Consider the following 3,777-nt stretch of genomic DNA (forward strand, 5'->3'; position numbering starts at 1 on the left):
AGTTCTTTGAAATATTGATAAACAATACAAGTAGTACAAGAAAAAATAGAACCGTCAATGCTTGTTGGATGCATAGCAGTATGTATCTGATGACAGGTATTAATGAAGTCAATAAATTGTACGGCATCCTGAACAGAGCAAATACCATTCTTTCATAGGAATGATAACAATACTTTTACAATGAAGAGTTTGATCCTGGCTCAGGATGAACGCTAGCTACAGGCTTAACACATGCAAGTCGAGGGGCAGCATTCCAGTTTGCTTGCAAACTGGAGATGGCGACCGGCGCACGGGTGAGTAACACGTATCCAACCTGCCGATAACTCGGGGATAGCCTTTCGAAAGAAAGATTAATACCCGATGGCATAATAGAACCGCATGGTTTGATTATTAAAGAATTTCGGTTATCGATGGGGATGCGTTCCATTAGGCAGTTGGTGGGGTAACGGCCCACCAAACCTTCGATGGATAGGGGTTCTGAGAGGAAGGTCCCCCACATTGGAACTGAGACACGGTCCAAACTCCTACGGGAGGCAGCAGTGAGGAATATTGGTCAATGGACGAGAGTCTGAACCAGCCAAGTAGCGTGAAGGATGACTGCCCTATGGGTTGTAAACTTCTTTTATATGGGAATAAAGTGGTCCACGTGTGGATTTTTGTATGTACCATATGAATAAGGATCGGCTAACTCCGTGCCAGCAGCCGCGGTAATACGGAGGATCCGAGCGTTATCCGGATTTATTGGGTTTAAAGGGAGCGTAGGTGGACAGTTAAGTCAGTTGTGAAAGTTTGCGGCTCAACCGTAAAATTGCAGTTGATACTGGCTGTCTTGAGTACAGTAGAGGTGGGCGGAATTCGTGGTGTAGCGGTGAAATGCTTAGATATCACGAAGAACTCCGATTGCGAAGGCAGCTCACTGGACTGCAACTGACACTGATGCTCGAAAGTGTGGGTATCAAACAGGATTAGATACCCTGGTAGTCCACACAGTAAACGATGAATACTCGCTGTTTGCGATATACAGTAAGCGGCCAAGCGAAAGCATTAAGTATTCCACCTGGGGAGTACGCCGGCAACGGTGAAACTCAAAGGAATTGACGGGGGCCCGCACAAGCGGAGGAACATGTGGTTTAATTCGATGATACGCGAGGAACCTTACCCGGGCTTAAATTGCATTTGAATATATTGGAAACAGTATAGCCGTAAGGCAAATGTGAAGGTGCTGCATGGTTGTCGTCAGCTCGTGCCGTGAGGTGTCGGCTTAAGTGCCATAACGAGCGCAACCCTTATCTTCAGTTACTAACAGGTCATGCTGAGGACTCTGGAGAGACTGCCGTCGTAAGATGTGAGGAAGGTGGGGATGACGTCAAATCAGCACGGCCCTTACGTCCGGGGCTACACACGTGTTACAATGGGGGGTACAGAAGGTCGCTACCTGGTGACAGGATGCTAATCCCAAAAGCCTCTCTCAGTTCGGATCGAAGTCTGCAACCCGACTTCGTGAAGCTGGATTCGCTAGTAATCGCGCATCAGCCATGGCGCGGTGAATACGTTCCCGGGCCTTGTACACACCGCCCGTCAAGCCATGAAAGCCGGGGGTACCTGAAGTACGTAACCGCAAGGAGCGTCCTAGGGTAAAACTGGTAATTGGGGCTAAGTCGTAACAAGGTAGCCGTACCGGAAGGTGCGGCTGGAACACCTCCTTTCTGGAGCGATGCCGTTACAATGACTTTCATCGGTTCTATAATTGTACTACTGGTACTTGTTTATTTATAACATATAGATCAACCATCTATAGAAGTATAGATAGAGATAAACAAGAGAAATAAAGAAGCCGAGTCTAACATATCAGGTAGACAAGGTTGAACTAGTCCTATAGCTCAGTTGGTTAGAGCGCTACACTGATAATGTAGAGGTCGGCAGTTCAACTCTGCCTGGGACTACTTCGAGAAAGAAAATGAAAACTGCAGTGATCGGCATATATCCTTTTCCTGCGTCCTTGTTCATTCTTCTTTATCTTCGGGGGATTAGCTCAGCTGGCTAGAGCATCTGCCTTGCACGCAGAGGGTCAACGGTTCGAATCCGTTATTCTCCACCATCTCTGAACATAGAGAAACGATCTTTGACATGATGTACAAAAAGTAAAATTTAGTAAAGAGCTAAAAGTATATATCGAACCGTACGTAACAGATATGGTACATGGCTGTTGAGAATGCAGAAGCATTTTCGAAATTCCATTCTCCATCATCGGTTAAGTAAGTTTGAAAGAAAGTAAGCAAGGGCGCATGGCGGATGCCTTGGCTCTCGGAGGCGATGAAGGACGTGATAAGCTGCGATAAGCTCTGGGTAGGTGCAAATAACCTTTGATCCAGAGATTTCCGAATGGGACAACCCGGCATTCTGAAGGAATGTCATCCATCTTTGATGGAAGCTAACGCAGGGAACTGAAACATCTTAGTACCTGCAGGAAAAGAAAATAATAATGATTCCCCTAGTAGTGGCGAGCGAACGGGGAATAGCCCAAACCACCCATGTTACGGCATGTGTGGGGTTGTAGGACCACGATATCGCAAGACATCTGATGAATAGAATCCTCTGGAAAGTGGAACCATAGACGGTGATAGTCCTGTATATGAAGTCAGATTAAGCGTAGTGGTATCCTGAGTAGCGCGGGACACGAGAAATCTTGCGTGAATCTGCCGGGACCATCCGGTAAGGCTAAATACTCCCGAGAGACCGATAGCGAACCAGTACTGTGAAGGAAAGGTGAAAAGCACTTCGAACAGAAGAGTGAAATAGTCCCTGAAACCGTGCGCCTACAAGCGGTCGGAGCTGCGTAAGCAGTGACGGCGTGCCTTTTGCATAATGAACCTACGAGTTACTTTTTCCGGCAAGGTTAAGCATCTTGAGATGTGCAGCCGAAGCGAAAGCGAGTCTGAACAGGGCGTCGAGTCGGAAGGAGTAGACGCGAAACCAAGTGATCTACCCTTGGTCAGGTTGAAGGTTAGGTAACACTAACTGGAGGACCGAACCGATAAGCGTTGAAAAGCTTCCGGATGAACTGAGGGTGGGGGTGAAAGGCTAATCAAACTTGGAGATAGCTCGTACTCCCCGAAATGCATTTAGGTGCAGCCTTGTGAGTTACTAATGTGAGGTAGAGCGACTGATAAGATGCGAGGGCTTCACCGCCTATCAAGTCTTGATAAACTCCGAATGCGCATTAGTTCTATCACAGGAGTGAGGGCATGGGTGCTAAGGTCCATGTCCTAAAGGAGAAGAATCCAGACCATCAGCTAAGGTCCCGAAATAAACACTAAGTTGAACTAACGAAGTCAGATTGCTAAGACAGCTAGGATGTTGGCTTGGAAGCAGCCATTCATTTAAAGAGTGCGTAACAGCTCACTAGTCGAGGAGTTTGGCGTGGATAATAATCGGGCATCAAGTGTTTTACCGAAGCTATGGGATCAGTAATGATCGGTAGGGGAGCATTCCACTCAGCGTCGAAGGTGAAGCGTGAGCTTTGCTGGAGCGTGTGGAAAAGCAAATGTAGGTATAAGTAACGATAAAGGGGGTGAGAAACCCCCTCGCCGAAAGACTAAGGTTTCCTGATCAACGCTAATCGGATCAGGGTTAGTCGGGTCCTAAGGCTCAGCCGAACGGTGAGGCCGATGGCAGAACAGGTTAATATTCCTGTACTACCTTAAGGAGTGACGTGGAGACGGAGGCGTGACAGCGCCGCGGACTGACGGAATAGTCCGTTGAAGGGTGTAGATGCTG

At 47.6% G+C, this 3,777-nt stretch carries 2 tRNA genes and 2 rRNA genes (1 of these 4 only partly in view); all 4 read left to right on the forward strand.

Annotated features, from left to right (window positions below):
• Positions 1–177: 177 nt before the first annotated feature.
• A 16S ribosomal RNA gene (locus BLW31_RS23505) occupies positions 178–1,706 on the forward strand.
• 163 nt (positions 1,707–1,869) lie between these two features.
• Positions 1,870–1,943 (forward strand) — tRNA-Ile (locus tag BLW31_RS23510).
• A 78-nt stretch (positions 1,944–2,021) separates the two neighbouring features.
• A tRNA-Ala gene (locus tag BLW31_RS23515) sits at positions 2,022–2,098 on the forward strand.
• Between the two features lie 167 nt (positions 2,099–2,265).
• Positions 2,266–3,777 (forward strand): 23S ribosomal RNA (locus BLW31_RS23520) (it continues 1,463 nt past the right edge of the window).
• The 16S and 23S rRNA genes sit together here with 2 tRNA genes alongside, the layout of an rRNA operon.

The sequence above is a fragment of the Bacteroides faecis MAJ27 genome (assembly GCF_900106755.1).
Taxonomy (GTDB): Bacteria; Bacteroidota; Bacteroidia; order Bacteroidales; family Bacteroidaceae; genus Bacteroides; species Bacteroides faecis.